Annotated in this window: 26 protein-coding genes, 1 pseudogene and 1 riboswitch; of the genes and pseudogenes, 8 read left to right on the top strand and 19 right to left on the bottom strand. The window is 70.5% G+C overall.

The window, feature by feature from the left end:
• Both ABZ796_RS15015 and ABZ796_RS15010 read right to left on the bottom strand, forming a co-directional pair.
• Nucleotides 1-440 (bottom strand): annotated as a pseudogene (locus ABZ796_RS15015) (HNH endonuclease); the annotation flags it as partial.
• 490 nt (nucleotides 441-930) lie between these two features.
• A complete protein-coding gene (locus tag ABZ796_RS15010; RefSeq protein ID WP_357337838.1) occupies nucleotides 931-1,464 on the bottom strand; it encodes an endo-1,4-beta-xylanase in 534 nt (177 codons plus the stop codon).
• A gap of 71 nt (nucleotides 1,465-1,535) precedes the next feature.
• On the opposite strand from ABZ796_RS15010, the gene ABZ796_RS15005 reads away from it, so the two are divergent.
• On the top strand, nucleotides 1,536-2,063 hold the full coding sequence (locus ABZ796_RS15005) for a GNAT family N-acetyltransferase (RefSeq protein ID WP_357337837.1): 528 nt from the start codon (nucleotides 1,536-1,538) through the stop codon (nucleotides 2,061-2,063).
• A 1-nt stretch (nucleotide 2,064) separates the two neighbouring features.
• Here ABZ796_RS15005 and ABZ796_RS15000 read toward each other — a convergent pair whose 3' ends face one another.
• From ABZ796_RS15000 to ABZ796_RS14980, 5 genes are all read right to left on the bottom strand, one after another.
• A complete protein-coding gene (locus ABZ796_RS15000; protein ID WP_357337836.1) occupies nucleotides 2,065-2,883 on the bottom strand; it encodes an NADPH-dependent oxidoreductase in 819 nt (272 codons plus the stop codon).
• 52 nt (nucleotides 2,884-2,935) lie between these two features.
• Nucleotides 2,936-3,826 carry a hypothetical protein gene (locus tag ABZ796_RS14995; protein ID WP_357337835.1) on the bottom strand — a complete coding sequence of 297 codons (891 nt, stop codon included), beginning with the start codon at nucleotides 3,824-3,826 and terminating at the stop codon, nucleotides 2,936-2,938.
• 25 nt (nucleotides 3,827-3,851) lie between these two features.
• The gene (locus tag ABZ796_RS14990) at nucleotides 3,852-4,697 is read right to left on the bottom strand and encodes an arylamine N-acetyltransferase (protein ID WP_357337834.1); all 846 of its coding nucleotides are present in this window, start codon (nucleotides 4,695-4,697) and stop codon (nucleotides 3,852-3,854) included.
• Nucleotides 4,694-5,125, bottom strand: a complete 432-nt coding sequence (locus ABZ796_RS14985) for a flavin reductase family protein (protein ID WP_357337840.1) — start codon at nucleotides 5,123-5,125, stop codon at nucleotides 4,694-4,696. The genes ABZ796_RS14990 and ABZ796_RS14985 overlap by 4 nt, the downstream gene beginning before the upstream one ends.
• A gap of 62 nt (nucleotides 5,126-5,187) precedes the next feature.
• Complete coding sequence (locus tag ABZ796_RS14980) at nucleotides 5,188-5,955, bottom strand: lysophospholipid acyltransferase family protein (RefSeq protein WP_357337833.1); 768 nt, start codon at nucleotides 5,953-5,955, stop codon at nucleotides 5,188-5,190.
• A gap of 98 nt (nucleotides 5,956-6,053) precedes the next feature.
• Here ABZ796_RS14980 and ABZ796_RS14975 point away from each other — a divergent pair, with 98 nt between their 5' ends.
• Nucleotides 6,054-6,542: a hypothetical protein gene (locus ABZ796_RS14975; protein WP_357337832.1), complete on the top strand. Its 489-nt coding sequence runs from the start codon at nucleotides 6,054-6,056 to the stop codon at nucleotides 6,540-6,542.
• Here ABZ796_RS14975 and ABZ796_RS14970 read toward each other — a convergent pair.
• From ABZ796_RS14970 to ABZ796_RS14950, 5 genes are read right to left on the bottom strand one after another with little or no spacing between them, the layout of a single operon-like run.
• On the bottom strand, nucleotides 6,539-7,501 hold the full coding sequence (locus ABZ796_RS14970) for an ROK family protein (protein WP_357337831.1): 963 nt from the start codon (nucleotides 7,499-7,501) through the stop codon (nucleotides 6,539-6,541). The two genes, ABZ796_RS14975 and ABZ796_RS14970, sit on opposite strands and share 4 nt — an antisense overlap.
• A gap of 10 nt (nucleotides 7,502-7,511) precedes the next feature.
• Nucleotides 7,512-8,465 carry an ROK family glucokinase gene (locus tag ABZ796_RS14965; RefSeq protein WP_357337830.1) on the bottom strand — a complete coding sequence of 318 codons (954 nt, stop codon included), beginning with the start codon at nucleotides 8,463-8,465 and terminating at the stop codon, nucleotides 7,512-7,514.
• Nucleotides 8,466-8,468: 3 nt separating this feature from the next.
• Entirely contained in the window at nucleotides 8,469-8,891 is a 423-nt protein-coding gene (locus ABZ796_RS14960; RefSeq protein ID WP_357337829.1) for a hypothetical protein, read from the bottom strand.
• Nucleotides 8,892-8,897: 6 nt separating this feature from the next.
• Nucleotides 8,898-10,130: an ArsA family ATPase gene (locus ABZ796_RS14955; protein WP_357337828.1), complete on the bottom strand. Its 1,233-nt coding sequence runs from the start codon at nucleotides 10,128-10,130 to the stop codon at nucleotides 8,898-8,900.
• Nucleotides 10,127-10,573: an SRPBCC family protein gene (locus ABZ796_RS14950; RefSeq protein ID WP_357337827.1), complete on the bottom strand. Its 447-nt coding sequence runs from the start codon at nucleotides 10,571-10,573 to the stop codon at nucleotides 10,127-10,129. The genes ABZ796_RS14955 and ABZ796_RS14950 overlap by 4 nt, the downstream gene beginning before the upstream one ends.
• 132 nt (nucleotides 10,574-10,705) lie before the next feature.
• On the opposite strand from ABZ796_RS14950, the gene ABZ796_RS14945 reads away from it, so the two are divergent.
• Complete coding sequence (locus ABZ796_RS14945; protein WP_357337826.1) at nucleotides 10,706-12,499, top strand: AMP-dependent synthetase/ligase; 1,794 nt, start codon at nucleotides 10,706-10,708, stop codon at nucleotides 12,497-12,499.
• Between the two features lie 117 nt (nucleotides 12,500-12,616).
• On the opposite strand, the gene ABZ796_RS14940 is transcribed toward ABZ796_RS14945, so the two are convergent.
• The 4 genes from ABZ796_RS14940 to ABZ796_RS14925 all read right to left on the bottom strand — a co-directional run bounded on the left by ABZ796_RS14940 (nucleotide 12,617) and on the right by ABZ796_RS14925 (nucleotide 16,555).
• Nucleotides 12,617-13,849, bottom strand: a complete 1,233-nt coding sequence (locus ABZ796_RS14940) for a M48 family metallopeptidase (RefSeq protein WP_357337825.1) — start codon at nucleotides 13,847-13,849, stop codon at nucleotides 12,617-12,619.
• A complete protein-coding gene (locus tag ABZ796_RS14935) occupies nucleotides 13,846-15,060 on the bottom strand; it encodes a hypothetical protein (RefSeq protein WP_357337824.1) in 1,215 nt (404 codons plus the stop codon). The genes ABZ796_RS14940 and ABZ796_RS14935 overlap by 4 nt, the downstream gene beginning before the upstream one ends.
• A gap of 38 nt (nucleotides 15,061-15,098) precedes the next feature.
• Entirely contained in the window at nucleotides 15,099-16,082 is a 984-nt protein-coding gene (locus ABZ796_RS14930) for an NlpC/P60 family protein (protein ID WP_357337823.1), read from the bottom strand.
• Nucleotides 16,083-16,097: 15 nt separating this feature from the next.
• Nucleotides 16,098-16,276: riboswitch (cyclic di-AMP (ydaO/yuaA leader) on the bottom strand.
• Nucleotides 16,277-16,372: 96 nt separating this feature from the next.
• Nucleotides 16,373-16,555 carry a hypothetical protein gene (locus tag ABZ796_RS14925; protein ID WP_091049976.1) on the bottom strand — a complete coding sequence of 61 codons (183 nt, stop codon included), beginning with the start codon at nucleotides 16,553-16,555 and terminating at the stop codon, nucleotides 16,373-16,375.
• 123 nt (nucleotides 16,556-16,678) lie between these two features.
• Here ABZ796_RS14925 and ABZ796_RS14920 point away from each other — a divergent pair, with 123 nt between their 5' ends.
• A complete protein-coding gene (locus ABZ796_RS14920; protein WP_357337822.1) occupies nucleotides 16,679-17,944 on the top strand; it encodes an NYN domain-containing protein in 1,266 nt (421 codons plus the stop codon).
• 81 nt (nucleotides 17,945-18,025) lie between these two features.
• A complete protein-coding gene (locus ABZ796_RS14915) occupies nucleotides 18,026-19,942 on the top strand; it encodes an APC family permease (protein WP_357337821.1) in 1,917 nt (638 codons plus the stop codon).
• Here ABZ796_RS14915 and ABZ796_RS14910 read toward each other — a convergent pair.
• Nucleotides 19,923-21,821 (bottom strand): hypothetical protein, encoded by a 1,899-nt coding sequence (locus tag ABZ796_RS14910; protein WP_357337820.1) that lies wholly within the window; start codon nucleotides 21,819-21,821, stop codon nucleotides 19,923-19,925. The genes ABZ796_RS14915 and ABZ796_RS14910 overlap by 20 nt on opposite strands.
• 46 nt (nucleotides 21,822-21,867) lie before the next feature.
• Here ABZ796_RS14910 and ABZ796_RS14905 point away from each other — a divergent pair, with 46 nt between their 5' ends.
• Together ABZ796_RS14905 and ABZ796_RS14900 are read left to right on the top strand one after the other, a co-directional pair.
• Complete coding sequence (locus ABZ796_RS14905) at nucleotides 21,868-23,625, top strand: DEDD exonuclease domain-containing protein (RefSeq protein ID WP_357337819.1); 1,758 nt, start codon at nucleotides 21,868-21,870, stop codon at nucleotides 23,623-23,625.
• Between the two features lie 23 nt (nucleotides 23,626-23,648).
• Nucleotides 23,649-23,927, top strand: a complete 279-nt coding sequence (locus ABZ796_RS14900; RefSeq protein ID WP_357337818.1) for an Lrp/AsnC ligand binding domain-containing protein — start codon at nucleotides 23,649-23,651, stop codon at nucleotides 23,925-23,927.
• A gap of 115 nt (nucleotides 23,928-24,042) precedes the next feature.
• Here ABZ796_RS14900 and trpD read toward each other — a convergent pair whose 3' ends face one another.
• Together trpD and ABZ796_RS14890 are read right to left on the bottom strand one after the other, a co-directional pair.
• Entirely contained in the window at nucleotides 24,043-25,080 is a 1,038-nt protein-coding gene (trpD, locus tag ABZ796_RS14895; protein WP_357337817.1) for an anthranilate phosphoribosyltransferase, read from the bottom strand.
• Nucleotides 25,081-25,156: 76 nt separating this feature from the next.
• Nucleotides 25,157-25,567: a hypothetical protein gene (locus ABZ796_RS14890; protein WP_357337816.1), complete on the bottom strand. Its 411-nt coding sequence runs from the start codon at nucleotides 25,565-25,567 to the stop codon at nucleotides 25,157-25,159.
• A gap of 138 nt (nucleotides 25,568-25,705) precedes the next feature.
• Between ABZ796_RS14890 and ABZ796_RS14885 the strand changes: the two genes are divergently transcribed.
• On the top strand, nucleotides 25,706-26,371 hold the full coding sequence (locus ABZ796_RS14885) for a heme-copper oxidase subunit III (RefSeq protein ID WP_357337815.1): 666 nt from the start codon (nucleotides 25,706-25,708) through the stop codon (nucleotides 26,369-26,371).
• The last annotated feature ends 10 nt before the right edge of the window (nucleotides 26,372-26,381 follow it).

The raw sequence follows: 26,381 nt of genomic DNA, 5'->3' as shown, positions 1-26,381 counted from the left end.
GTCGGTACCTCGCCGCTCGGACCGGTGGCGCAGAGGTTCTCATCGATGACCCGACGGTCCTCCAGCGACAGGCAGGCGGTCTCCCGGGCCAAGATGGTGGCCTGCCATTGGGAGAACAGCCCGGCCTTCATCAACGCGAAGGTGTGCGGCATCTCGCCGATCAGGACCTTCGCCAGCCCGAGCAGTTTCGCGCCCTTCTCCGGTGAGACGCGGCGCGCCAGCGCGACCTGGGAGGCGACTCCTTCGCCGAGCTTGCGGGCGGGCACCCCGGCCTCGGCTTGGCGTGCCCGGACGGCTTCGTCGAGGCGTACGGCTGCTTGTGCTTGGATCGCCTCGGCGGTGCACTTGACCTCTTCGAGACGGCCGATCCGGTCGACCAGCTCGCCCTCGGACGCACCCAGGGGTGGCCTGGCGAGGAGGTGGTCGATGGTCTCGTTCATGTGCTTTATTATATGCGTTCGAGTACGAGCGCGCGACTCATTAATGCTGGTCAGATGACAGTTACGCGGTCAGCGAACAAGACGCGTGAGTGCTGCGCCACGCTCTCGCCGCCGCCCCGCTACAGGCGAAATTCTTTTCTCGATCGGGTGCCGCGTCCAGGATGGCCGCAGGCCACCGGCGAAGCCGGCGGGCGAAGCCCGTCCTTGACGCGGCGCGCGATCGAGAAACACTCAAAGCACGGGTCGGCGGCGAACCCCGAAACGAAAACACAGTCGCTAAGCGAGGTATCCCAAGAAGCGACCGTGTTGGTCTCGACACGCCTCCGCCTAGCGGCTCCGGCGGCTCGACCAGCAGGGGAAGCGGCTCGACCAGCAGGGGAAGCGGCTCGACCAGCGGGGGAAGGCGGCTCCGGCGGCTCGACCAGCGAGGAAGCGGCTCCGGCGGATCAACCAGGGAGCCAAGCAGGACGAACAGGACCCCGGCCACGAATCAGTGACCGAGGCCCCATGACTCCGCCGCGATAAGACCGCAGTACAGCTCGCGGTAGGCGTCGAGGTGTTCCCGCCCGAGTAGAGCGTGATCCCGAACTGGTTGCCGTTGCCGTTCGGCGTGGCAGTGAGCGTGCCGGACGTACCGGAGACGGTGGCGTTCCACGAGTTCTGGAGGCTCTGGCCCGCCGGTGCTGATCCGGACGACCCAGTCGACGGCGCCGCTGACAGCGAAGACGGTGTTGAACCGGTCGTTCCACGACTCGGTGCGGGTGACGGTCACCGTGCAGCTCCCGGTCGGGGGCGTGGAGCCGCCGTCCGCGGTGTTGAGCTGGTCGGGGACGTAGCCGTAGGCGAGCTTCTTGTTGCCGGAGCCGGCGATGTCGAGCTCGGTGATCTGCACGTCGACACCCAGGTCTGCGAAGTTCTGCAGGGTGACGTGGTAGTTGCTCGGCACCGGGTTGCCCGAGTTGAAGTGGGCCGGGAAGCCGACGCAGTCGATGGGTACGCCGCGCGCCTTGAAGTCGCGGACCATGCTGTAGACGGCCTGCGTCTTGGTGTGCAGGTTGGCGTTGCCCTCGCGGACCGATATGGCAGGCTCACGCCGTGCCCTTCACCCACCGCACGGCGACTCCCGACGACATCCCCGCACTGACGGCGATCATGGACACCTCGATCGCGGAGCTCCAGAAAGGTTTCCTGACACCGGACCAGATCACCTCGAGCAGGACGGTGATGGGCATCGACACCCAGCTGATCGAGGACGGCACCTACTTCGTGGTCGAGGAGGACGACGAGATAGCCGGCTGCGGCGGCTGGAGCAGGCGAGCGACGCTCTACGGCGGCGACCACACCCCCGGCCGCGAGCCGACGCTCCTGGATCCGGCGCACGACCCGGCCAGGGTGCGAGCGATGTACACCAACCCGGCCTTCGCCCGGCGTGGCGTCGGCAGGCTGATCCTGGACCTCTGCGAGCGCGCGGCCGCGGCAGAGGGCTTCACGACCCTCGAGCTGATGGGCACGCTCTCCGGCGAGCCGCTCTACCAGGCGTACGGCTTCGAGCCGGTCGAGCGGATCACCGACGACCGCGGCGGCGCCCCGGTCCCGCTGGTGCGGATGCGGAAGGCGATCTGAGTCAGCGGCCGGCGAACCCGAGGCGCTCGAGCTGCGCGCGGAGGCGGTGGCGGCCGGACATGCTGGCGGGACCGACGAGGCTGGCGAGGACGCGCTCGGACCAGCCACCGCCGAGACCGTAGGTGGCGTTGTAGCCACCGAGCCGCTCGTCGTACGCCGCGAGATCATCGGCAGCCGGAGGCGAGTAGGTCTCGTGGTGGAGGACGACGGACTGAGGCAGCCGGGGCTTGACCCCCGCCGGCTCGGCAGGGTCGGGTACGCCGACGGCGAGACCGAAGACGACGAACGCACCCGGAGGCAGGCCGATCTCGGCGGCGATCTCCTCGGGGTGGTTGCGGGCACCGCCGACGCAGACGGTGCCGAGGCCGAGCGAGGAGGCGGCGACGATGGCGTTCTGCGCGGCGAGGGTGGCGTCGATGACTCCGAGGAGCGTGGACTCCAGGTAGTCGGTCGCCTCCACCCGGGTTCTGGCAGCGGTCGCCAGACCGCGGGCACGGCTCAGGTCGGCGACCCAGAGCAGGAAGAGCGGCGCGGCCTCGATGAACGTCTGATCGCCGGCGAGCCTCGCCAGCCGAGCCTTGCGGGCCGGCTCCCTGACCGCCACCACGCTCCAGGTCTGCAGGTTGGACGAGGTCGGTGCCGAGGACGCCGCCGCGACGATCGCGGTGAGCTGGTCGTCGGTCACCGGATCGCCGAGGAACGAGCGGACCGACCGGTGCCCGAGCTGGTGCTCGATCACCGCGCTGGTCGTCGCCAGGGCGGCGAGCGCGGGGTCGCGGTAGCGGGCAGAGATGGCGGCGTCGGTGGCAGTCTCGGTCACCCGACCAGAATAGTCCACCGAATGACTAGACAATGGAGGCGTCCATGGACGCCTAGCCGCCGAGGCGCTCGACCTCCGCGGCCGCGGAGTCTCGGGCTGCGGCCGCCTCGGACACGGCCGTCTCGGCGGAGTCGCGGTCCTCCTCCGCCTCGGTGAGCTCGTCGTCGACGTCGGCGGCGGCCGCCTCCAGGTCCGCCAGCCGTCGGCGGAGGTCCTCGATCTCCGACTTCACCTGGAGCGACCTCGCCTCGACGTCCTTGAAGGCCGACATCGCCTTGTCGCGCTTCTCCTCGGCGTCGGACAGCGCCGACTCGGCCTCCGTGAGCGCTTCGCGGGCCTCGTCGAGCGCCGCCGTGTCGGGGAGGTCCGGGACCGCGCGCAGCGGCTCCGGAGGCGGCGGGACGACCTCGGGGACCTCGAAGCCCAGGGCCGCTGCCAGGGCGACCGAACCAGCCGCGTCCACGGCGTCGACCCCGGTGGCGGACAGCGGGGAGACCAGCAGGCCGCTGCGAACGGCCTGGGCGGCCGACTCGTCGATCATGGCCGCGGTCAGCGTCGCCTCGACCTGGGTCGCTACCGCCTCGGTCACCCGGAGACCGTGCTCGCGCGCCAGCCCTCGCGCACGGGTCGTCACCGCCGCGGTCAGCTGGCGCCGCTGCTTGGTGAGCTCCCGCAGCTGGGCGGCGTCCATGCCCGTCTGCGCCTCGCGGAGCAGCGCCCCGACCGAGATCACCTGCTCGACCTGCTCGGTCTCGTAGCGCACCAGCTGGTTGACCACCCAGGCCGCGGTCGCGGGCTTCTTCAGCGCCTTGACCGGGCCTGCCAGCGGCGTGCCCTTCAGCTCCTTGGCCCGGGCGTCACGCTCGGGGGTGAAGTCGGCGAGCGGCAGCCCGTAGAGCTCGGCCGCGATGTCGAGCAGCTCGGGTTCAGGTGCGTCGCTCATGTCCGCCATCTCAGCACGTCCGCGGCTATCGCGTCAGCAACCACTCGTCGTAGTCCGCGGCCTGTCGCTTGTGGAGCTCACGCAGCGCGTCCTCCTCGACCCCGGCGAACGAGAGCCCGAGACCGGCGAGCGCGTCTCGCCACTCGGCGAACTCCCGAAGCTCGCGGGTGCCCGCGTCCGACCCGGTGCGCGTGTGCCGGATCGATCTCACCGTCTCGGCTCCGGAGGCGTCGCGGCGCTGGACGACGAGCTTCGTGGTGAAGCCACCTTCAAGCGGGGTCGAGAGCCGCAGATGAGAGGCCTCGATGTCCTCCTGGGCCACCGGTCCACGGACGAACGACCCGTTGAACGAACCGTGCGGATCATGATGGAACGTCCACCCCGACTCCCCCACCCGCGCCAGCCGATAGACATACCCGGACTGTCGGAAGTGCCCCTCCACCAGGGGCAACGGGTCACGGAAGCCGTCACCGTAGCCGACGTCGGCGGCCCAGCGGCCACCCGGGTTGTCCGCGGTCGGCAGGCCGCGGACCTCGAGCGCCAGATGGTCCAGGGTCCCCGAGGGTCCGGCCGCCTCGAGCATCTGGCCCGCGCGGCGTACGACGTCGAAACCCAGCCCCTCCAGCACCAGCGAGAAGACCCCGTTGTTGTGGAAGCAGTAGCCCGCATTGCCGCCGACAGCCACCCGCTCGAGCGTCTCCGCCGGGTCCACGGGGTCAGGCGCCCCGCGCGCCCCGATCGCGGCGAGCATGATCGAGAGGTTCTCGTAGGGAAGCGTGTCGAGATGGCGATGATGAAGATCGACGAGCGTCTCGTACGTCGCCTCCGGCCGCCCCTCGATGCCGAGCCGCCGCAGGTAGCCCTCGATCATCTCTCATACCTCCCGTGCCGGTGGACCAGCGGGTCGGTGTCGTCACCGACCTCGAGCGACACGATCTCGCACGTCGCCAGCACAGACCAGCCGATTTCCTGCAAAGACACCAGGCGTACGCCGACCCAGGTCGGCGCATCCGCGAGCCGGGGGCCGAAATCGGTCGTCTCCCACGACCCGGACCGGAAGGCGCCGCCGGGAGCGGGAGCGGTGCCCCCGAACGCCTCGGCGAGGTCGCGATGGCGCCAGTGGAGCAGCGACACGATCCCCACACCGGTCTCCTCGAGCTCATCACGGAGGTCCGAGTCGGGATCGAGCAGGCCGAGGACGGCTCCGGGCGCCCCGTTGGCCACCATCAGCGAGGAGACCGTGAGCCCGGCCCAGGAATCGGCAGAGCCGGAGGTCCACAGCGAGACCCGCCCACCCAGACGACCGCGCCACCGGCGTACCGGATCCTCCGGCGTCGGGAACGGGTGGGACGAGTGGATCGTCAGGCTACGTCCTTGGTAGGACCAGTCTTGGTAGGCCGCGCGGAGTTCTTCTTCCCGGGCTTCTTCGCCGACTTCTCGCCGTCGGACAGCTTCTTGGCCTCGGTGGCGTACATGTCGACGTACTCCTGGCCGGACAGCTTCAGGATCTCGTAGACGATCTCGTCGGTGATCGCGCGCAGGATGTAGCGGTCGTTGGCCATGCCCTCGTAGCGGGAGAAGTCCAGGGGCTTGCCGAAGACGATGCGCGGCCGGACGATCTTGCCGAGCTTCTTGCCCGGGGGCGCGATCACGTCGGTGCCGATCACGGCGACCGGGATCACCGGAGCGCCGGTGTCCAGAGCCAGCCGAGCGATGCCGGTGCGGCCACGGTAGAGCTTGCCGTCGTGCGAGCGGGTGCCCTCGGGGTAGATCCCGAAGAGCTCACCGTCGCCGAGCACCCGCTTCGCGGCGATCAGCGCACCCTCGGCCGCGGTCGCTCCCGACCGGTCGATCGGCACGTTGCCGGTGCCGCTGAAGAACGTACGCTGCAGGAACCCCTTCACGCCCGTGCCGGTGAAGTACTCCGCCTTCGCCACGAACCGCACCATCCGCGGTGAACCGAGCGGCATGAAGAGCCAGTCGGCGTAAGAGAGGTGGTTGCCGGCCAGGATCGCCGGGCCCTTGCGCGGGATGTTCTCGACACCCTCATAGGTCGGGCGGAAAACCGCCCGGAGCAGAGGACCGACTGCGACCCACTTCAAGAACGAGTAGAAGAGCTTCGTCGACACCCCATCGCCTTCCCTTATTGCCTTCGACCGGTCAGCCTATAACGAGACAGGTACTTCTACTCGCGCACCCTGTCATGAGATCCGGCTAGGCTGGAAGAGTGAGCGAGCGAGACGACGTGCCGGAGGACATGACCGGGGCTTCCGACGACGCCTCCGTGCCTTCGGAGGGGCAGCCGTCGGAGGATGAAGCCTGGCGCGAGATCGTCGAGAACTACGGCGAGCGGCCCGCCCTCGAGGAGGAGCCCGTCTCCCGTGATCTCTTCGAGAAGAGGATCGACATCGTCGAGCCCGTCGAGGAGCCGGACACCTACGAGGACATGTGGCGCGACGACGACGAGGGCTACGTCCCGCCGCCTCCCCCGCCGCTGCCGAAGCCGACCCCGGCGCGGTTGCTCGCCTGGATCGGCGTGCTCGGCGCCCCGGTCGCCGTGCTGATCCTGATCGTGGTCACGCAGATCACCAGCTACACCTTCAGCAGCTGGATCATCGGCGCGCTGGTCGCCGCCTTCCTCGGTGGCTTCGTCTACCTGCTGATGACCATGCCCTCCGAGCCCCGCGACCCCTGGGACGACGGCGCCCGCGTCTAGCCCTCGCCGGTGAGGCGGCGGGCCAGGATGCTCGCACCCACGACCCCTGCCTCGGCACCGAAAGCGGTCGCCACGATCGGCGGCACCTCGCGATGGAGACGGCCCACGAGTGAGGCCTCCAATGCCGTGCGCGCCGGCGCCAGCAGCAGGTCGCCCGCGGTGGAGACTCCCCCACCCACGACCAACAGCTCGGGGTCGAAGGCGGCCACCAGGCCGGCCATCCCGACCCCCAGCCAGGACCCCACCGACTCGTACGCAGCCAGAGCGAGCGCATCGCCGCGGGCCGCGGCGGCGGTGACCGCCGGTCCGGTGATCTTGAGCGGGTCACCCGCGGCCAGCTCGTCGAGGGCGCAGCCGGCGTACTCCTCGGTCTCCACGCGGGCGCGCACGAAGGCGACCAGCGCGTTGCCGGAGGAGTACTGCTCCCAGCAGCCGGTCAGGCCGCACTCGCACGGGAGCCCGCCCGGCACGACCTGCATGTGGCCGAACTCCCCGGCCATGCCGTTGCGGCCCCGGACGACCCGGCCGTCCAGGACCACGGCGCCGCCGATGCCGGTGCCGAGCGTGATCAGCAGGGCCGAGTCGACGCGCCGGGCCGCACCGAGCTCCAGCTCCGCCAGCGCGGCGCAGTTGGCGTCGTTGTCGAGCGCCACCCGGGTGCCCCACCGCGAGGAGAGCCTTGTCAGGGTCGGCTCGCCGCGCCAGGGCAGGTGCGGGGCGAACATGACGCGCTCCCCGGCCGCGTCGACGAACCCGGCGGCGGCCAGACCGACGCCGGCGACGGGCCGGCCGGCGGCCACCTCGGTGACCGCCTCGGTCAGCGCGTCCTCCACCAGCTCGAGCTCGACCCGGCGTCCGGGGGTGCTGCGCTGAGCGGTGCGGAGCACCTCACCGGCCGGTGAGACCTCCGCCGCGAGCACCTTGGTGCCGCCGATGTCGACACCGATGTGCAGACTCACTCGAGGTCACTCACTTGCGGGCCAGGTCCGCGGCGCCGATCAGGCCGGCCTCGTTGCCGAGGGTTGCCTTGCGGACGTCGAGCATCGGCCGGTGTCCACGACCGGTCAGCTGAGCCTGGAAGGCACGTCGAGCGGGGCCGAGCAGCAGGTCGTCGGCCTCGGCCACTCCCCCGCCGATGGCAACCACGGCCGGGTCCAGCACGGCGGCGATCGAGGCGATCCCCTCACCGAGCCAGATGCCGAGGTCGGTCAGCGCCTCGATCGCGAAGGCGTCCCCGTCGCGGGCCGCCTCGGTGATCAGCGGGCCCTTGATCTTCTCGAGGTCGCCCTCGGCACGGTCCAGGACATCACGGGCCAGCAGGGACCCGCCGCGCGCTGCGGAGCGGACGTTGCGCACCAGGGCCGACCCCGAGGCGTACTGCTCCCAGCAGCCACGGTTGCCGCAGCCGCACAGGTGGCCGTTGGGCACGACCCGCATGTGACCGATCTCCGCGCCGACACCGAAGGCGCCGCGGTAGAGCTCGCCCTCGAGCACCAGGCCGCCGCCGACACCGGTGCCGACGGTCACCAGCATCATGTTGTCGACCTCGGCACCCGCGCCGTACTCGAACTCGCCCCACGCGGCCGCGTTGGCGTCGTTCTCGATCACGACCGGCAGCTCGAGGACCTTCTCCAGCCGCTCCTTGAGCGGTACGTCGCGCCAGGCGATGTTGGGCGCGAACATGACCGTCGAGCGGCCCTTGTCGATATAGCCCGCGGCGCCGATGCCGACACACTCGATCGGGTGGCGGGACTTGAGCTCCTGGACCACCTCGATGATGGCGGCCTCGATGGCCTCCGGGCTCTTCGCCGGCGACTCGACGCGGTGGTCCTCGATGATGGTGCCGTCGTGGTCGACGACACCGCCGAGGATCTTGGTGCCACCGACGTCGACACCGCAGGCCAGCTTCTTCGTCGTCGTCATGCCTCAGCTCCAGCCGTCGAGATCGATCCGTTCGACCTTCTCCGAGCGTCGCGCCCAGTCCCGGGTCGCATCTTCCTCAGCCCGCACGCCATCACCGTGTGCATCCTCGTCTTCACTAGGGCCAGCACCCGGACTCGTGGCCGCCGCGTTGAGCACCGTGGCCGCGGCCTGCATCAACGATGCGGCAGCGCTGGCCAGGTGCACCTTGACCTCCGGACTCGACTCCCGGAGGACATGTACGGTACGGCACAGCGGGCAGTAGGCACACTCGGGAGCCCCGGTATCGAGATGCTCTCCGAGCCCCTCGGCGAAGTGGCCGATCCGGGAGTCCTTGGCCCACTCCCCGATGGCCTCCATCAACCGGCCGAGCTCCTCGGCGGTCGACCCCAACGGCTCATCAGCCCACTCGTGGCGCTGCTGGCTCACGATCACTCACTCTCGGTGTTCGTCGTCTGGCGAGAAGTAGTTCTGGCGAGAAAACGTTACTCGCAGCTCGCCACCCTCGACGCGCGCCCCGCTGACGCTCATCCGGGCAAGCGCGGCGGGAAGGGTCAGCAGGCGCCGGTAGGCCCCCACGGTGATCGCCAGCTCGTCGCCGTTGCGGCCCAGCTGCACCTGGTCGCGCTCGACCCACTGGGCCAGCCCGGGCAGCGCCAGATGGACGATCGTGGTCTCGCCGGTGGTCTCGGTGCGGAACGGAGCCGCGGTCTCGGGGGCGGCGAGCGGGTCGACGCTGCCGGACCAGGCGTACGCGGCCTGGGCGACCTCGCGCAGGTCCTCGACCCCCACCGGCTCGCTCGGCCGGTAGAACGAGCGCCAGACCGGCAGCCCCTCGAAGGAGGCACCGACGTCACCGAGCACGTCGTCCTGGGCCTTGACCCAGCCGGCGCGCCAGTCGTCGGAACCGCCGGCCGGGAAGATCCGGTTGGCGATGACACCGTCGACGCGGTAGCCGTAGAGGGACAGCGTCGTCCAGGACCGTCGCGCCTCGGCGAGCACGACCCGCTCGGGGGTCAGCACGATGCGTACGGATGCCTCCGGGCCCGACAGCAGGGCACGGACCTCGGCGAGCTCGTCGTGGAGCCGGACCAGGGCGTCGAAGACGGAGTCGCCGGGCATCGGCACCCCGGCGGCCTTGGTCAGCACCGGCTTGAGCGCCTTCACCATCTTGCGCTGCACCGGGAGGATGCGCTCCAGATACCAGCCCAGGGCCTCGGGAAGGGCGAGCAGCCGCAGCGTCTCGGCGGTCGGGGCGCAATCGACCACGATCGTGTCCCACTCCCCCGAGACCGCCATCCGGCGAAGCTCCAGGAGGGCGAAGACCTCCTCGGCACCGGGGATGATGGTCAGCTCCTCGGCAGCGATCCGGTCCACCCCGATCGTGTCCAGGACGCTCAGCAGATAGCCCTGCACCTCCGCCCACGACTCCTCGAAGCGGCGCTGAGCGTCGACGTGCTGGACGTAGAGGTGCTCGGCGACCTGGACGGGCTCGGAGCCGAGCGCGCCGTGCTCACCGGAGACGCCGAACGCGTCCCCCAGGGAGTGGGCGGCATCGGTCGAGAGGACCAGGGTGCGCAGACCGCGGGCCGCGGACATCGCCGCGGTGCCGGCCGAGACGGTCGACTTGCCGACGCCGCCCTTGCCGGTGAAGAGAAGGATTCTCACGAAGGCGTGCCCTGCTTCTCGACTCTCTGCTTGAGGCCTCGCAGCGCGGTGTCGATCAGGACCTTCTCGCCCTTGCGCTTGAGCATGCCGATCAGCGGGATGCTCAGGTCGAGCGCGAGCCGGTAGGTGACCTCGGTGCGCCCACCGAGGTCGCGCAGCACGTAGGCGCCGTCCATCGACCGCAGCAGGTTGCCCTTGACCAGGGACCAGGTCACCTGGCGGTCGCCGTCCCAGTCGTACGCCAGGGTGTACTCGTCCTTGATCGGCGCGACGTCCAGCACGAACCGGACCTGCTCGGCACGCCCGTCGACGCCGGTCTCGACGACGCTGACCTCCTGCATGCCCTTGGCCCAGGCCGGATAGGACTTGAAGTCCGCGATCACCGCCATCACTGCCGAGGGCGCGGCCTCGATCACGATCGTCGAGGTGGTCTGATCGGCCATCGGTGGTGTCCTCACTCCCTGACTTGCTAGGTGTGATGGAGCGTACCGGATAGCATCCCGGTGAAATGGTCGGGCTGTGACGGGGGTAACCTCCGGTTCGTACCCACCTACCATCAGTATGCGGAGGCCCTAGTGCGCGAGTTCTCCACGCCCGCGACGTACGTTGTTCCCCCCACCGGCAGTCTGAGCGACGATGTCGTCCGCAACGCCGCCGAGGCACCCGACGTCGCCGTCCTCAGCCGGCCAGGCGCGGACGGCACCTGGGTCGACGTGACGTCGTCCGAGTTCCTCGATGAGGTCTCGGCGGTCGCCAAGGGTCTGATCGCGGCGGGTGTCGGCGCTGGGGACCGGGTCGCGCTGCTCTCGAAGACGCGCTATGAGTGGACGCTGATCGACTATGCGATCTGGTTCGCCGGGGCGACGACGGTGCCGATCTACGAGACCTCCTCGGCCGAGCAGATCGAGTGGATCCTCCAGGATTCCGCGACCGTGGCGGTCATCGCCGAGGACGCCGGCCACATGAGCCGGATCAGTGAGGTACGAGCGGGCTGCACCGCCCTCAACAACGTGTGGTCGATCAACGACAACGCCGTCGACCTGCTGGTCAAGCTCGGCACCGACATCACCGACGAGCAGCTCGAGGCCCGCCGCAGCGCGGTCACCCCCGAGGACACCGCGACGCTGATCTACACCTCCGGCACCACCGGCCGCCCCAAGGGCTGCGTGCTCACCCACGGCAACTTCATGTTCGAGCTCGGTGTCGTCGTCGACTCCCTCGACGCCCTGTTCAGCATCCAGGGCCGCAGCACGCTGCTGTTCCTGCCGCTGGCTCACGTCTTCGCGCGGATCATCCAGATCGGCTGCATCAAGTCGCGCACCCGGCTGGGCCACACCCCCGACATCAAGAACCTCGTCGCCGACCTCGGCACCTTCCAGCCGACCTTCGTGCTGGCCGTGCCTCGAGTGTTCGAGAAGGTCTACAACACCGCCTCGCAGAAGGCCGTCGCCGACGGCAAGGGCCGCATCTTCGACATGGCCACCGAGGTCGCGATCGAATACTCCCGGGCCACCGAGACCGGCAAGGCGCCGTTCCTGCTCGCCGCCAAGCACAAGCTCTTCGCCAAGCTCGTCTACGGCAAGCTGCTCGCCGCGCTCGGCGGCAACTGCTCCTACGCCGTCTCCGGCGGCGCCCCGCTCGGCGAGCGTCTGGGCCACTTCTACCGCGGCATCGGCGTCACCGTCCTGGAGGGCTACGGCCTCACCGAGACGACGGCCGCGCTCACGGTCAACCTGCCCGAGGCCTTCAAGATCGGCACCGTCGGACGGCCGCTGCCCGGCACCTCCGTACGCGTCGCCGACGACGGCGAGCTGCTCTTCAAGGGCGGCCAGGTGCTGAAGGAGTACTGGCAGAACCCTGCCGCGACCGCGGAGGCGAAGACCGAGGACGGCTGGTTCCACTCCGGCGACCTCGGCGAGGTCGACGACGAGGGCTTCGTCAAGATCACCGGCCGCAAGAAGGAGATCCTGGTCACCGCCGGCGGCAAGAACGTCGCCCCGGCCGTCCTCGAGGACCGCCTGCGCGCCCACGTGCTCGTCGACCAGTGCATCGTCGTCGGCGACGGTCAGCCGTTCATCGGCGCGATCGTCACCATCGACCCCGAGGCGCTGCCCACCTGGGCCGAGGCCAACCGCAAGTCCGGCAACATCGAGGACCTCGTCGAGGACGAGGACCTGCGCGCCGTGGTCCAGAGCGCCGTCGACGACGCCAACAAGGCGGTCTCGAAGGCCGAGTCGATCCGCAAGTTCGTGATCATCCCCGACTCCTGGACCGAGGAGGGTGGCCAGCTCACCCCCAGCCTCAAGCTCAAGCGCAACGTGGTCATGCGCGAGTTCAGCCACGAGGTCGAAGCGCTCTACGCAAAGTAAAGCTGTTCCCGTGGCGCCGAGTCGGCGCATCCTGACCGAGTTCCCCGCCGAGTCGGCTCGTCATAACGAGCCGACTCGGCGGCATTTCTGGTCAAGATGCGCCGACTCGGCCTCTTTTCAGTCGAGAACCCGATGAGCGATAGCGATGCGCTGCAGCGTCGTCGGGTGCGAGCCGAACCACCACTGCGACCAGGCCTGCGGGGACGGGTCGGAGAGAGAGCGTACGCCGAGAGAGTGCTGCAGCCGGATGAACGACTCCAGGTCGCCGGTGGCATGCAGCGCGTCGACATCCGCGCGGGCCTCGACGTGCCGGCTCAGGCCGTTCTGGATCGGCATCGCCAGCACGCTCGCCAGCGCGAAGACCGCCATCAGCATCGGAACGGCTTCGGGGGTGGCGTACTGCTCCTCGCGCCGGTAGGACAGCAGCAGGCCCAGCAGACCGACGCCGGCGACCGCGCCGGCGGCGCCGATGACCGTGCCGACCAGGACGTCGTCGTGCTTGGCGTGGGCGAGCTCGTGGGCGACGACGGAGAGGACCGCCCCGCGCGCGGCCGCGCCCCGCTGGGAGTCGACCAGGTTGTCGTAGAGGACGACCCGGCGAGTGGAGCCGAAGCCGGTGACGTAGGCGTTGAGCGAGGTCGTACGCCGGGAGGCATCGACGACGAGGACGTCGTCGAGCTCGACCCCCTCACGCTCGGCGATCGCCATCACCTCGGTGCGGAACTGGCCGCGCGGCAGCGGTTCGAAGTCGTTGAACAGCGGCTCGATGACCACCGGGTAGACGAACGAGCCGACGACCACGAGGGCCGCGACCAGTGCGGCGGCGACGGCCGGCCACCAACGCCGGCCGAGACGGATGCAGGCGAACAGGGCGAGCAGCGCCGCCGAGGTGGTCACGATGCCGACGACCTGGTTCAGCAGCGAATCGCCCAGCCAGGACCCCCACGCCTGCCGGGAGAGCCCGTAGCGCAGCTGCAGGCGGTGGATCGCCACCCCGAACGGCAGCGTCGCGATCCAGCCGAGGAGCGTGACCACGGCGACCGCGAGCACCACCCGGAGCAGCCATGGCCCGCGCAGCCGCGCGACCAGGCGCCGCCCCAGCGAGGTGAACCCGAGCACGCAGGCGACCACCAGCGAGACGATGAGCGAGGCCCGGCTGATCCAGCGAGCGGTGCCGGAGTAAGCCAGCATCCGCTCGAGCTCCTCGGGGGTGAACACCTCACGCTCGTCGGGCAGGTCGAGCGGGCCGCCCGGGTAGGGGTGCCACGGGATCAAGGCCCAGGCGAGCACCACGAACGCGACCGCCCCGAGGACGAGAACCACCCAGGAAGTACGCCGCGCACTGATCACGACGCAGAGTGTGACAGACGGGTCCGCCAGCGGGCGGTCAGCTCGTCCTCCCCGAAGCCAAAGCCGGCCTGCAGCGCCTTCTCGAGGCCGATGCCGCGCCCGGTCTCCTCGTAGAGGTCGACCAGCGCCTGCTCGCCGCCGGCCCCGGCGAGCACCTCGCAGGCGAGCCAGGCGGCTTCGTACTCGGCACCGAAGTGCTCCGAGCGGGTGTTGAACTCGGAGGTGCCCGGCAGGTGGTCGGGGGCGCCGTTCTCGCGGACCTGGGCGAGGATCTGGCCGGCTGTCTTGGACAGCGGCAGCTCGGTGTCGCGGAGCGCGACGTAGTCGGCGAAGCCCTCGACCAGCCACATCGGCCGATGGGTGTTGGTCGCGGCGTCGGTGGCCGCGTGGGTCGCTTCATGGGTGATGACGATCTGGGCGCCAGGGTCGTCGAGGTCACCGATGACGCTCTGGTTGACCCACACGTGCAGCGGCGTCCCCACCTTCGTGGACCCGTCGACGGTCGCGGTCACCGCGGCGACGGCGGCGTAGGTCCCCCGCTGCGCACCGAGCGCGGCGTCGAGGCCGGCCGCGGGCACCTCGAGAACCAGGAGCGGGTCCTTCCAGGGGATGACCTTGCGGACCCCGGCGACCGCGGTGGTGGCCAGCTCCGCGTAGCGATCGGCGACCTCGGCGGAGGCCTGGACGACCACGAGGGTCGAGCCGGTACGACGCACCTCGACCGGGCCACTGAGCCACAGCGGCAGCCGGGTGCCCTGGGCCGCCGAGAACCCGGTGATCGCGCCCTCGGCGTCGAAGCCGACCCTCAGCTCCTCGGTCAGCACCGGGTCGCCCGGAGTACGCCATGACATCTCGACGTCGGCCGTCCAAGCGCCGTCCGGCTCCACGTTGCCCGACTCCGCGACGTACCTCGCGGTGACGTCCTCGATGCCGATGGCGTGCGCGTTGCTCACCGCCACCGCGGCGGCGTCCTCACCGTCGGGCTCCGCCCCGTCACGTACGCCGTCGACCAGGTTCTCCAGCGAGGCCCGGGCGCCTTCGGTGTCGGCGCGAACAACCGGCGCGGTGGTCGGTGTCGGCGCGACGTACTCGCCACCGCCGGTCAGCCGCCAGCCGACGAAGCCGGCGAGCAGCATCACCAGCACCAGCCCGGCCCCGATGATGGCGGGGTGAGCCCGGATGCGGGAAAGAAGAGAGCCGACCGTTCGCACCTGCGAACGATCGGCCTCTTCGGGGTGCTGGGTCAAGCTCACCCCGGGCGGACGGCGCCCGTGTAGGGCATCTCGTCCATCGGGGAGACCTTCACACCGGTGCTCGGGTTGGACGCGTGCACGATCATGCCGTTGCCGATGTAGATGCCGACGTGGCTGATCGGGCTGTAGTAGAAGACCAGGTCACCGGGGGCGAGCTGGTCGCGCGAGACCTGGGGTCCGCTGCTGTACTGCGCCGAGGAGGAGTGCGGGAGCCCGACACCGGCCTGGCCCCAGGCGCCCATGGTGAGGCCCGAGCAGTCCCACGACTCGGTGCCGGTGGCGCCGTAGACGTAGGAATCGCCGACCTGGGCGAGGGCATAGTCGACGGCCACCTTCGCGCGACCCGAGGGCGGCGGCAGGTTGGAGGGGATGCTGGTGTCGGTGGACTGGAACTCCTCCAGCTCATCGGCCTCCAGCTCGTCGAGCTCGGCCTGGGCCGCCTCGTACTTCTTGTCGATCTCGCTCTTCTTCTGCTGCATGGTCGTCTTGACCTTGGCCATCTGGGACTTGGCGTCCTCGGTGGCCTCGCGGCGCACCTGGAGGGCCTCGGCCTCGGTGTTGTACCGAGCCAGCAGGTCGGCCTGGAGCGCGTTGTAGGACGAGACGGTGGAGAGACCGGCGAGGAACTCCTGCGGGTCCTCGGAGGTGATCACCTGGCCGACGGCAGAGACGTCGGAACCCTCGAACTGCCGCAGCACGGAGTCGCGGAGCTCGGCGCGGATCTTGTCCAGCTCCTTGCTCTGACGCTTCTCATCGGCGCTGAGGTCCTCGAGCTGGTCCTTGAGGTCCTGCAGCCGCAGCTTGGCGTTGCTGTAGTCCTCGTTGGCAGCCTCGGCCTGGGTGTAGAGCTTGTCGACCTTCTTGCGAACGTCGTCGATGTCAGGGTCTGCCTGGGCGGGCATCGCGGGGATGATCCCGGCGACGCCGATGGCTGCGATGCCGGCTGCTCCGGCAATGAGTCGCTTCCGGTCGCGTGTCACGAGCGGACGGTCTCCTTGTGTAGTCGCTGACGCCTACCGGGTGAGCTGACGGGTTCAGGCACGACCTGCCTTACCACCGCTCCTCGATCTGGTCTCCCAGATCGCTCTTGCGGCGGATACACCCCAGATGATCGGTGTGGTTCCCCGGCTCCTGGCCCGCCCCGAAGCGGGCCTGGACTAAGCGCGACACTCGCGTGGGCCGGTTGACCCACTCCCACGAGCGCCAAGTTCCTGCGCACACTAGCCGACGGCATCCCCCACCTGCCAACCACCCACGCCCAAAAGTTCGGCTACATCCCCTCCACCATGCGCAGCGGCGGGACCAGGCCACCTTCGGCCAGCACGTCGAGCGCCCGGCGCTCGTCGTCCTCGATGGTCAGCTCCGGGGGCGGCCCCAGAAGCACGGTGACCACGCAGTCGTGGCACGCCAGTCCCCGCACGAGGCAGGTGTCACAGTCGATTCTCGTCGTCATGTGAGCGACGGTCTCACCGAGCACCGACATTTTTGCTTTCGTCCGGTTGCGTCCGGCGTGTCACCACCATCGCAGCACGGTATTCGAGGCGGCGATCGCGGACCGGGTCCCTACACTTGGCACATGGAGGTCTTCGCGTACGCGACGCTCCCCGACACGGTCCGGGGGCGCATCGTCGCGCTCACGGCCGGGGTGCTTCCCGACGTGGTGCGCCTGCCGCCCGCGCTCAAGCGGATCGCCGACTTCGCGCCCGCCCGGCGGGCCAAGGCCGGCGGCGCGATGATCGCCTCGGTACTCGAGAGCGACGAGGAGGTCCGGGAGAAGGTCGGGAGCCAGCTGCGCCCGGCGTACGTCGCCGAGGGCTCCCCCGACGACGTGGTCCTTCCCGAGGACCCGGCCGAGGCGGCCGCGGTCGTCTGGCTCGTCCGCCCCGACGCCTGGGAGGTCTCGCTCAAGGAGGCCCTCGACCGGCTGGAGGCCGCCGCGGTGCCGGCGGTCGACGCCGAGGTGGCCCGCCTGCGGGGCAAGCTCACCGCGGCCGAGGACGAGATCCGTGAGGTGCGGGCCGACCGCAAGGCCCGTCTCGACGAGCTCAAGGCCGACAACACCGTCCTGCGACGCAAGCTCGGCGAGGCCCGGGCCGCCGCGCGCGAGGTCGGCACGGGGCTGGACGAAGCCCTGACCGAGACCCGCGCTGCGCTCGCCCGCGCCGAGGACGAGCTGGCCGCACGTGACCGCCAGCTGCGCCAGCTCCGCAGCCAGATCGACAAGCTCGAGCGCGAGGCCGCCGCTGAGCGGCGTACCTCCAAGACCGACCGTGAGGACGCCTCGTTGCGCGCCCGGTTCCTTCTCGACACGCTGCTCGACGCGGCCGGGGGCCTGCGTCGCGAGCTGGCGCTGCCGCCGGTCACCGGCACCCCCGGCGAGCGGGTGGAGGCCGAGCTGGCCTCCGCGGACGCCGCCGCCGGTGCCGGGGTGACCAGCAGCGCCCACCTCGAGCAGTTCCTGGCCATGCCGCGGGTCCGGCTGATCATCGACGGCTACAACGTCTCCAAGGCGCTGTGGCCCGACTCGGCGCTCGATGCCCAGCGGCTGCGGCTGCTGCGGGCGATCGCCCCGATCGCCGCCCGCACCGGCGCCGAGACGACCGTCGTCTTCGACGCCCACTCCGCATCCGTACGTCCCACCGCCGTGCCTCCTCGCGGCGTCAAGGTCCTCTTCTCCCCCGAGGGCGTCATCGCCGACGACGTCATCCGCGACCTGGTCGACGCCGAGCCGGCCGGCCGCGTCATCCTCGTCGCCACCGACGACGCCGAGGTAGTCAAGGACGTACGCCGCGCCGGCGCCCGCACCGTCCCACTCTCCTCGCTCTCGCCCCTGCTCGGCTGATCCAGCCGGCTTCCTGCGCCGCACCGGCCCGATTCGATAGGTTCTCTCGACGTCGAATCATCGGGAGTGGGAGACCAGCGCGTGCGGCACACCCTCAGCGCAATCGCCAGGATGATCCTGTGCGCCGCGGGATTCGTGATGTCCATCTACGGCAGCGTCCAGCTCAACGCGCTCAAGTCGCCGGGAATTCGCGAGCTGATGCACGAGCCGAGCTTCTGGATCGCCGCTGTCGGGGGCATGATGACCGCGATCGCGTTCGAGGCGATGCGACGGGCGCAGGTTCCCGCCGCTCCCGCGCCGCAGGGCACCGAGCCCCTCACGCCGGTCACACCGGTCACGCCGGTCACGCCCGACGAGCCGGTGCAGCACGAGCGGGACGAGCGACCCGCCGAGCAGACCGACAAGCTGAGCCTCGTCGAGGTCATCGGTCTCGCCGCGGGCGGCGTCATCGGGTCCGGCTGGCTCCTGGCCGTACCCGGCCTCCACGAGAGCCTGGGCGAGGCCGCGCTGCTCGGCTGGGCCGCCGGCGGCGTACTCATGCTCACCATCGCGGTCGTGATGGTCGAGTTCGGGCTCATCTCCCAGCGCACCGGCGGGCTGCTGTTCCACCCGCACGACGCCTTCGGGCCGCTGGTGGTGATCATCCTCGCGGCCTCCCTGTGGATCTCCTACGCCATCAACCCGGCCGCCCAGGCGGCAGCCGCGGTCAACGGACTGGCGGAGGTCGTCCCCGTCCTGGCCGGCGAGGGCGGGCTCACCCGGATCGGCTCCGCGATCGCGGTCGCGGTGACCGCCGCGATCATCGCCTTCGTGCTGCTGCCCCGACGGCTCGTGCTGCGTACCAACGCCGCCCTGACACTGCTCAAGATCGCCATCCCGGTGATCTTCGTGGTGTGCCTGGCGCTCGCCGTCCCCGCGCCGCTCAGCGGCTCAGGACCGGCCGCCGGACCCACCTCGACCGGCGTGCTGAGCGCGCTGATCACCAGCGGCGTGATCTACGCCTACATCGGCTTCCAGGCGCCCCTGGACGTCACCGGCGAGGTCCGTGGCGGCCGTCGCGAGGTGGCCAGGCGCGTGCGCTGGGCGGTCTACGGCACGGTCGTCGGCTCATTCCTGCTCTACTCCGCCCTCCAGTTGGTCTATGCCGAGCACATGGCCGCCTCCGGGGCCGAGCACGGCACCTCGTACGCACGCCTGACCGACGCGGCCACGCTGGCCGGGGCGCAGCTGGACTGGCTGGTCGTGCTGGTCCGCCTCGCCGCGATCCTCGCGCCGATCGGGTCGGGCATCGTGTTCACCTACGCCCTCAGCCGCGAGGTCTACGCGCTCAGCGCGGAGAGGTACGTCCCCAGCGGCCTGCACGAGCCTCGGGCCTCCCGGCTCCCCGGCCGCACCGGCGACTCCTTCTGGCTGATCCTGCTCGTGAACCTGGTGTTGGCTCTGGTCGTCCTGGTGGCCGTGGGCGGCGACTGGCAGACCCTGGCGGTGCTCAACACGATCCCGATCCTGATCCTGTACGCCGTCACCTGCGTCGTACTGGCCGTCCGCTCCGACCTGCTCGGGACGGGTGCCCAGCGGTTCCTCCCGTTCGCGGCGTACGCAGCCTTCGTGGTCATCGCGCTGGTCGTCAACGAGTCCGCGTGGGACCGGGTGTGGAAGGGCGTGGCGGTCATCGGCTGGGGCTCGCTCGTCCTCCTCGTGCTCCCCTGGCTCCACCACCTCCGCGTCCCCGGCCTGGGCTGGTACGACGCGAAGAACCATGGCGCGAGACTGTTCTCCCGCGACCCGGCGAACCGCCCGTTCGTCGTGCTCGCGCTCTATCTGGTCGCGCTGACGCTGCTGAGCGCGGTGCGCCACCGGATCGACGACGACTCCGTCTGGAGCGTGTGGAGCCTGCGTGCCCTGGTGATGATCGTCGCCTCGGGCGCCTTCATGCTTCTCGTCGGAGCCGGGCGCCGCTACCTCAGGCAGACCCGGCTCACGTCGACCCGGCCCTGACCCACTCGGCCTCCTCCTCCTGGCCGGCGGCCATCAGGGCGTCCACGACGGCATCGACGCGGGCCCGGTCCTGCCATCGCCCCACCGAGCGGCGCAGGACGCCGGCGCGACTCGCCTCCGGGTAACGGTGCAGGCGCAGCCGGGTGGTGATGCCGACGATGTCGGTGGGCGTGACGCTCTGCGCCTGGTCGAGGTAGCGGATCAGCAGCCGTTCTGCCGTGCCGGCGAGCTCCTTGCGCAGCAACTGGTGGGCGGTCTCGGCGATCGTCGGCCCGGTGCCACGGCGGTTGATCGCCTCGTCGGCGAGGTGATGCCAGGAGCTGCGCACCGCGTCGGCGAAGCCGGCCGCCTCGAGGGCGGCGAGGCACTCGGCGTACCAGGCGACGTACGTCTCCTCGGTCGGCGCCGGGTAGACGAGCAGATCCTCGGCGAGCCGCCAGCCGACGTCGGCGGCGACGGCCGACCGGCCTCGCCTCCCCACCCGGGAGGGTACGTGCCCGAGCAGACCCACGATCTCCTCGGCGGGGCGGAGCCTGACCAGGGTCGCGGCCTGTCGCCGAAGGTCCTCGCCCAGCGTCCTGCCGTGGCCGTCGGCGAGGTAGCCGGCGATGCCCTCCACGACGGCGGAGCCCATCGGCTCGCGGTCGGCGCCCTCCGGGGTGAGCATCCAACCGAGCAGCTTCCGCGTGGTCTCGGCGGACGGCTGTGCCCACGACCACCGGTCGAGGAAGTCGCCGAGCCGTTCGATGTGGCCGCTGTGTGCGAGCGCGCGGACGAGCATCGCCGCCTGGGCCTCGTCGCCCTCCTCCATGAGGGTCTCGCAGATGCGTTTGAGGTTCATCGGCGTCGCGTCGCCGGCCATCGCCGCCAGGAGGCTGTCCCGGCCGGGTCCCCGGCTGCCCCGCAGCAGCAGCACCACGTGCTCGCGCGCCTCCTCGGCGTTCTCGGTGCCGTCGAGGCGCACCTTGAACCAGTCCTCGAGCACGCGGCCGCCCGGGCACAGCTCCCAGAACGCCGCGACGAGATCCTGCTGCTGAGCCGGACCCGGCGCCCGGCCGAGGTCGCCGATCGCGCCGAGGGTGCGCCAGAGCAGGTCCAGCGCGATCTCCCGCAGCCTCGGACTGGCGGCCAGCGCGACGTAGAGCAGGGCCTTGTCGAGGTTCGAGCGACCGCTGGAGGGGGCCGCGAACTGCTTCACCGTGTCGTTGACCAGGTCCCGCGCGCCGAGCAGCTGCAGCGCACGCAGGAACCGGGCGATGTCGGGGACGGTCCGCTGCCGGAGCACGTCGTGGATGACGGCGTAGGCGATCGAGGCGTCGTGCTCGGTCTCGATCGCGAGCCTGGCCGCGTCCTCGGGCGGGCGGTGCAGCGCGGCGGCCGCGATCAGGATCACCCGGTCTGCGGCGGACTCCAGCGAGGTGGCCACGGCAGCCAGGTCGCCGTCGGCGAGCCTGCCGTAGGCGTGCAGCGCCTGGACCGCGATCGCCGGATGGCCCTGCGTACGCAGCTCCGCGAGCCAGGCGACGAACCGGTCGACACCTTGGCCGGAGACCCGGGCGAAGGCGTTGTCGATCAGCTTCTGGGTGTTGAGGACCTCCTCGGCCTTGGCGCCGTCGAGCACGGTGACGTACTCGACCAGACCGGCCAGATCGCCGGTCAGCGTGTCGAGCACGCGCTCGTTGAACCGCAGCGCCGCGGTCTGTCCGTCCTCGCTCAGCAGCGTCCTGGCCTGCTCACCCGCCTCCGCCGGCTCGACCTGCAACGAGCCCGAGCGAGCGAACCAGCGCGCCCAGGGACGGTCCTCGTTGCCTCCCGAGGACCCCTCGTTGCCGCCGTTTCTCGCCGCGATGACCCACACCTCCCATGTCAGGTGCGCCACACCCTAGTGGCGAAGGACTGTCGGCGGCACTCGCTAATGTGTTCGCATGAGCAGTACGGCGGCGGTGCGCGAGGCGCGCAAGGAGATGCGTGCCCGGGCCGTCGCGCGCCGCCAGCGGGAGCAGGCCACCGGAGGCTGGGAGGCCCAGCGGGGCTTCGACGAGCTCGGCCGGCCGCTGCGCGACCTGACCTTCTGCGTGGTCGACCTGGAGACCACCGGCAACAGCCCCGACAACGGCGGCATGATCACCGAGATCGGCGCGGTGAAGGTGCGCGGCGGCGAGGTGCTGGGCGAGTTCCAGACCCTCGTCAACCCCCACACCGGCATCCCGCCCTCGATCGCCGTGCTCACCGGGATCACCAACTCCATGGTCGCCTCCTCCCCCACCATCGAGTCGGTTCTCCCTGCGTTCCTGGAGTTCGCCGAGGGCTGTGTGCTGGTCGCCCACAACGCCCCCTTCGACGTGGGCTTCCTCAAGCACTTCGCTGCGAAGCAGGAGCGGCCGTGGCCGCGTTTCGAGGTGCTCGACACGGTGAAGATCGCCCGTCGGGTGGTCACCCGCGACGAGGCGCCCAACCACAAGCTGGGCTCGCTGGCCCGGGTCTTCGGCTCCCCCACGACCCCCAACCACCGCGCCCTCTCCGATGCCCGGGCGACGGTCGACGTCCTCCACGGCCTGATGGAGCGCCTCGGCAACATCGGCGTGCAGACCCTCGAGGACCTGGCCGTCTTCTCGGCCAAGGTCACCACCGCCCAGCGCAAGAAGCGTCATCTGGCCGAGGGCCTGCCGCACGCGCCCGGGGTCTACCTGTTCAAGGACGACCAGGGCCGGGCCCTCTACATCGGCACCTCCAAGGACCTCCGCACTCGCGTACGCACCTACTTCACCGCCTCCGAGACCCGCTCCCGGATGGGCGAGATGGTGGGGCTGGCCGCGACCGTGCAGGGCATCGAGTGCGCGACGGCGCTGGAGGCGGGGGTGCGCGAGCTGCGACTCATCGCCGAGCACAAGCCGCCCTACAACCGCCGCTCCCGACGCCCGGAGAAGATGCACTTCGTCAAGCTCACCCAGGAGCCCTGGCCGCGGCTCAGCCTGGTCAAGCAGGTGCTCGACGACGACGCGGACTATCTCGGCCCGTTCGGCTCCAAGAAGGTCGCCGAGAAGGCTCTCCAGGCGCTGCACGACACCTTCCCGATCCGGCAGTGCGCCGACCGGCTGCCGCTGCTGCCGCGCCGGACCCCGTGCGTCCTCGCCGAGCTCCACCGCTGCCTGAGCCCGTGCGACCAGAGCGTCCCCACCGAGACGTACGCGGCGCTGGTCTCGCGTGTGCGCGAGTCGCTGCTCCACCGGCCCGACGAGGTGGTGGACACGGTGACCGAGCGGCTGACCGGCCTGGCCGAGCAGGAGCGGTTCGAGGAGGCGGCCGTCCATCGCGACCGGCTGACCTCCTACCTGCGCGCCGCCGCGCGCACCCAACGGCTCACCGGTCTGACCCGGCTGCCCGACCTCACCGCGATCCGACGGGAGGACGACGGCCGCTGGGCCGTCCACGTGGTCCGCCACGGCCGGCTCGCCGGAGCCGGAGTGATCCCCCGCGAGGCCAACGCGCACGCTTACGTCGCCGACCTCCAGCTCAGCGCCGAGACGGTCCTGGACGCGCCCGGTCCGGTGCCGGCCGCGAGCGCCGAGGAGACCGAGCTCGTGCTGCGCTGGCTGGAGTCCCCGGGCGTCCGCCTCGCCCACGTCGAGGGCGAGTGGACCTGTCCGGTCGGCGGTGCGGGCCGTCGGGCAGCGGCGCTCTAGGAGGATCGGCTAACGTGACCTGCGTGATCACAGCGATCGTCTTCATCAATGCCGAGGTCTCCCAGATCCCCGAGGTGGCCGAGGCCGTCGCCGCCATCGACGGCGTCAGCGAGGTCTACTCCGTCACCGGCCAGATCGACCTGATCGCCCTGGTGCGCGTCCGCGCCCACGAGGAGGTGGCCACCGTCGTCGCCGACAAGGTCAACAAGGTCCCCGGCGTGCTCGAGACCGAGACCCACATCGCCTTCCGCACCTACTCCCAGGTCGACTTGGAAGCCGCCTTCTCCATCGGCCTGGACTAACGAGCAACGGGCAAAGCCCGTCGTGTACAGCCGAGTCGGCGCATCTTGACGCCTTGGAGCGAAGCGAAGCGAGCGAGGCGTCAAGATGCGCCGACTCGGCGTGTGATCCTCTACATCAACGCGAGGTAGCAGCGACCCACCGGTCGAGCACAGCCTGAGCAGCCCCGGAGTCGATCGCGTCCGCAGCCCGCGCGATGCCACCCGCGAGCCGCTCGTCGACGCTGTCGGAGCCGGCGTCGTGGACCGCGAGGGCGGCCCCGGCGTTGAGGACCACGGCGTCGCGTACGGCGCCCTTCTCCCCGGCCAGCAGACGGCGGACCACGGAGGCGTTGAAGGCAGCGTCGCCGCCGAGCAGGTCCTCGGCGGTGGCCCGGCCGATGCCGTGGTCGAGGGGCTCGACGGTGGCCTCGGTCACAACACCCTGCGAGACCATCCACACATGTGAGGTCGTGGTGGTGGTGAGCTCGTCCAGACCGTCGTCGCCGCGGAAGACCCAGGCGTCGACGCCACGACGGGCGAAGACACCGGCCATGACCGGCGCGGCGGAGGCGTCGGCGCAGCCGATCGCGGAGGACGCGGGGCGCGCCGGGTTGGTCAGCGGGCCGAGCAGGTTGAAGACGGTGGCGATGCCGATCTCCCGCCGCGCGGCGGCGGCGTGACGCATCGCGGGGTGGAAGGCCGCAGCGAAGAGGAAGGTGATCCCGGCCTCCTCGGCCACCTCGCCGACCCGGGAGAGGTCGAGGTCGAGCCGGATGCCGAGCGCCTCGAGCACGTCGGCCGACCCCGACTTGGAGGAGGCGGACCGGTTGCCGTGCTTGACGATCTTGGCCCCGGCGCCGGCCGCGACGATCGCCGACATCGTGGAGATGTTGACCGAGAACGACCGGTCACCACCGGTGCCGACGATGTCGAGCACGCGCCCGGGCACGAAGATCGGGTTGGCCTTGGCCAGCATCCCGTCGGCGACCCCGGCGAGCTCGTCGACGGTCTCGCCCTTGGCGCGCAGGGCCACCGCGAAGGCGGCGATCTGCGAGGGCGTCGCCTCTCCCGAGAGGATCTCGCCCATCGCCCACGCCGCCTGGTGCGCGGACAGGGACCGTCCGGCGACCAGCGTGGTGAGGACCTCGGGCCAGGAGTTGGGCGCGGACGTCATGCCGTCGCCTCCGTCACAGAGTGGCAAGGATAGGGACGCGACGGCCTGACCTCGATTGTCGCTCGCTGGCGCTCGCTCATGCGCCAACGTTAACGGGCCGCAACAGTCCCACCACCGTCCGGGCCAGCTCGAACGGGTCGAGCGGGTGCGGCACGGTGGCTTCCGCACGCGACCAGGTGCCGAGCCACGCGTCCTGAGGACGACCGATGAGCACCACGATCGGCGGAGCGTCCGGCACCTCGTCCTTGATCGCCTTCGCGATCCCCAGCCCGCCGGCAGGGGCGGCCTCGCCGTCGAGCACGGCCAGCGCCAGGCCACCGGCGTCGAGCTGCGCACGCACGGCCGGCTCGGTGGCCACCTCGACGTACTCCACCTCCGGGAGGGAGGGGTGCGGGCGGCGCCCCAGAGCGAGGATCACCTGCTTGCGTACGTCGACGTCGTCGCTGTAGACGAGGATCTTCAGTGAATTCGGGGTGGTGTCGGTCACACCCCGATGCTAGCGCCAACACCATGCCCCGCGGGCGCATGTCACACCGGGAACTCCCGCGGTGTCTCAAGGTGTAGCAGCACCCTGAAACACGACACACAGGGTCCCAAGAAGACTCTGGGAAACGGGCAGGACATAATGGCGGGCGTGGCGACAGTATCGACTCTTCCAACAGCCCGCCTGCACGGGCATCACGACCGTCCGAGCATGGTCAGCGTGGGGACGATCATCTGGCTCGCAAGCGAGCTGATGTTCTTCGCGGCGCTGTTCGCGGCCTACTTCACGATCCGCGCGGTCAGCCCCGAGCAGTGGCAGGCCAACACCGACGGGCTCAACATCCCGTTCGCGGCGGTCAACACGACCATCCTCGTGCTGTCGTCGTTCACCTGCCAGTTCGGCGTCTTCGCCGCCGAGCGCGGCCAGGTCGGACGTAAGGGCTCCCTGCTCGCGGTCCGCCTGTGGGGCCTGCGTGAGTGGTTCATCCTCACCTACCTCATGGGCGCGGTCTTCATCGCCGGTCAGGCGACCGAGTACGCAGCCCTGGTGCAGGAGGGCATCGCCCTCAACCGCGGCATCACCGGTCCCGATGACCCCTACGGCTCGGTCTTCTACCTGACGACGGGCTTCCACGGTCTGCACGTCACCGGCGGCCTGATCGCCTTCCTGTTCGTGCTCGGCCGGACCTACGTCGCCAAGCGCTTCACCCACGAGCAGGCCGTCTCCGCGATCGTCGTGTCCTACTACTGGCACTTCGTCGACGTGGTGTGGATCGGCCTGTTCGCGACCATCTACCTCCTCAAGTGACCAAGGACTG

The sequence above is a fragment of the Nocardioides sp. NPDC047086 genome, assembly GCF_040643685.1.
Taxonomy (GTDB): Bacteria; Actinomycetota; Actinomycetes; order Propionibacteriales; family Nocardioidaceae; genus Nocardioides.
The sequence above is the reverse complement of the archived record's forward strand: the minus strand, read 5'-3'. Positions and strand labels throughout refer to the sequence as shown.

What these genes read in the sequence shown, in the direction of transcription:
- ABZ796_RS15010 (WP_357337838.1), bottom strand. Translation starts at nt 1,464, where the DNA reads ATGGTCCGCGACTTCAAGGCGCGCGGCGTACCCATCGACTGCGTCGGC.
- ABZ796_RS14995 (WP_357337835.1), bottom strand. Translation starts at nt 3,826, where the DNA reads ATGAGCGACGCACCTGAACCCGAGCTGCTCGACATCGCGGCCGAGCTC.
- ABZ796_RS14990 (WP_357337834.1), bottom strand. Translation starts at nt 4,697, where the DNA reads ATGATCGAGGGCTACCTGCGGCGGCTCGGCATCGAGGGGCGGCCGGAG.
- ABZ796_RS14965 (WP_357337830.1), bottom strand. Translation starts at nt 8,465, where the DNA reads ATGACGACGACGAAGAAGCTGGCCTGCGGTGTCGACGTCGGTGGCACC.
- ABZ796_RS14950 (WP_357337827.1), bottom strand. Translation starts at nt 10,573, where the DNA reads ATGGCCGATCAGACCACCTCGACGATCGTGATCGAGGCCGCGCCCTCG.
- ABZ796_RS14925 (WP_091049976.1), bottom strand. Translation starts at nt 16,555, where the DNA reads ATGACGACGAGAATCGACTGTGACACCTGCCTCGTGCGGGGACTGGCG.
- ABZ796_RS14920 (WP_357337822.1), top strand. Translation starts at nt 16,679, where the DNA reads ATGGAGGTCTTCGCGTACGCGACGCTCCCCGACACGGTCCGGGGGCGC.
- ABZ796_RS14905 (WP_357337819.1), top strand. Translation starts at nt 21,868, where the DNA reads ATGAGCAGTACGGCGGCGGTGCGCGAGGCGCGCAAGGAGATGCGTGCC.
- trpD (WP_357337817.1), bottom strand. Translation starts at nt 25,080, where the DNA reads ATGACGTCCGCGCCCAACTCCTGGCCCGAGGTCCTCACCACGCTGGTC.
- ABZ796_RS14885 (WP_357337815.1), top strand. Translation starts at nt 25,706, where the DNA reads ATGGCGGGCGTGGCGACAGTATCGACTCTTCCAACAGCCCGCCTGCAC.